The following is a 2,423-nucleotide window of genomic DNA, read 5'->3' as shown; positions in this document are numbered from 1 at the left end:
ACAGGCGCATCCTCTCATCGGTGGACGTTTTCGGTGCGCGCAACGTCATCCACACCTTCGGGGAAGGCGTGGAGATGGCCGAGCCCTTCGGCTTCACCACGGTCGACGAGGCGATCGCGTCCACGACCGAGGGACTGCGCTTCTTCATGTCGCACGGCATCACGCCCCGCTTCACCACGTGGTGCCCCGAGCCCACCACGCCGCTCGGCAAGGCCAACCCGCAGGGCGCGCCGCTGGAGTACCACATCCGGCTCCTGGAGGCGTACCGCGCCACGATGGACGACTTCGGGCTCGCCTCGCCCCCCGGCTACGGCCCTCCCGGCCCCGGCCGCGCGGTGTTCTCCGTGAGCTCCTTCATGGACAGCCTTCCGGCGGTGGAGCCCGCGGAGCAGGAGCAGGCACGGGCGTGACCCGGACGGAGGCGGGCGCGCCCGCCTCCGTGACCCGGTCAACGGTCTTTCGGGCGGAACGCTGAGCCGGATCGCGGTCGCGATCCGTACATGGGGGCGGAGGTGCGGGGCCCTGGGCGGACGGAGACGTGGGCCGCGATGCGGGCGGGTCGTGGGCACGAGGCCTTCCGGCTGCTGAACCGGCGGTCAACCGGCAGGCGGCTGAAGGCAGTTGCGTGACCCGGTGAAAAGGGGCGCGCGACCGCCGGACGGTGGATTTGAATAGGGCGCTTGTCAGTTGTGTGCGCGGCGTGAAAAGCTCGTGTTCTGCCGCGAGGTTCCCCCCAACTCCATTGCCAATATGGTGAGTTGCCCTCGCACGTGGATGCAGGAGACCCATGCCCGACCTGCCGACCCCCCAGGACGCCACCGAGGCCGCGCTGTTCTCCGAGTGCTGGGACGCCGTGCTCTCCTACGCGGACCTGTGCACGTCCGGCTCCCTGACGGCCAACCAGCTGGCCACGGAGGCGTTCGCACTCGGCATGCGCGAGGCCCGTGCCGCCGGGTCCGCACCCGTGCGCGGCGCCGGCCGTCGCGCGCCCCGGCTGCCCATGATCCCGCTGCTGCTGACCGCGGTGCGCACCACGGCCGCCGAATGGGAGGCCTCGAGCCTCGGCCACAAGCTCGACCCCGACCTGCGGCTGTGGCTCAACTCCGACAACGCCGTCCGCTACACCGGGCCGCCCCTCCAGCGACCGGTCGCCCTGCGCGGCCTCAGGGACATGCAGGAGGCGGACGCGTCGCTGCTGTGGCTGGCCGAGGTGGAGGCACTGCCGCTGCCCGCCGTGGCCCGTCGCCTCGGCCTCGACCCGGCCGCCGCGGTCCAGGAACTCGACCAGGTCCGCGGTCTGTTCCGGGACCGCTGCCACCGCGCGCACCTCGATACGCCGATGGACGCGCAGTGCCGCAGCTACGCCCGGCTCCTCGACGCGGTCACCCGCTCGCCCGCCGCCGACACGCCCCAGGACATGTCCCGGCACCTCGCCACCTGCGTACGGTGCGCGGAGGCCGCCGCCTGTCTGCGCCTGCACGGCGGCGGACTGCCCGCCGCCCTCGCCGGTGGCGTGATCGGCTGGGGCGGCCTCGCCTATCTGGAGCGCCGCCGCCGGGCCGCCGAGGTGCGCCTGGGCGCGGGCGGCCCCGCGAACGCGGCCGACCCGGAGACCGGCGACCCCAAGGAGGGCGCGGGCCGCACCCGCGTCCTGCGCAACAGCCTGCTGGCCACCGCCGTCCTGCTGTCGGTCCTCGCGCTCGGCGTCTCGATGATGCCGTTCGGCGGTTCCGGCGACGACAGCGCGGCCGCCCAGGACGACCGTCAGCCGGTCTCCGACCCCAGTCTCTCCCTGCCGTCCGCCGACCCGCTCCCCTCGGCCTCCGCCGCAACCGCCCCCACCAGCCCCTCCGAGACGCGGACCGCGACCAGGCCCGACCGAGGGAACCCGGACCCGGAACCCCAGGGATCCTCCTCGTCCGCCCCCGGCGCCACCCCGTCCGCCCACGCCTCGAGCGCGGCGCCCGGCTGTCACGTCGAGTACGACCTGGACAGCCAGTGGAGCGACGGCTTCCAGGCCACCGTCACGGTCACCACCACCAAGGCGCTCAGTGACTGGCGCGTCTCCTGGTCCTACCGCGACGGCCAGCAGGTGGGCCAGATGTGGGACGCCTCCGTCAGCCAGAACGGCTCCCGCGTGACCGCCACCGCCGCCGACTACAACAAGTCGGTCGCCGCGGGCGGCACCCTCTCCTTCGGCTTCCTCGGCTCGTGGAGCGGCAAGAACTCCGCGCCGTACGCGTTCACGCTGAACGGCGGCGGCTGCAGGCGGGGCTGAGACCACCGCGGCCCGTCCGCCGTTCGCCCGCGTCCACGCGGGGACCCAGTGTCTGGGGGGGTGAATGGTGTGTCGGGGGGGGGGGGGAGCTGGGGTGTGACACGACCCTAGAGGGGGACACAGACACAGAAGAACCCACACACCC

1 protein-coding gene and 1 pseudogene are annotated in these 2,423 nt (G+C 73.4%); both read left to right on the top strand.

Going from position 1 to position 2,423, the window contains the following annotated elements; translation table 11 throughout:
* Positions 1–410: pseudogene (locus tag ACFW2E_RS45305) on the top strand (radical SAM protein); the annotation flags it as partial.
* 377 nt (positions 411–787) lie between these two features.
* A complete protein-coding gene (locus tag ACFW2E_RS45300) occupies positions 788–2,278 on the top strand; it encodes a cellulose binding domain-containing protein (protein ID WP_384477584.1) in 1,491 nt (496 codons plus the stop codon).
* The last annotated feature ends 145 nt before the right edge of the window (positions 2,279–2,423 follow it).

The organism is Streptomyces sp. NPDC058964 (assembly GCF_042741275.1).
GTDB lineage: Bacteria > Actinomycetota > Actinomycetes > Streptomycetales > Streptomycetaceae > Streptomyces.
This window is presented reverse-complemented; position numbering and strand designations above follow the sequence as displayed.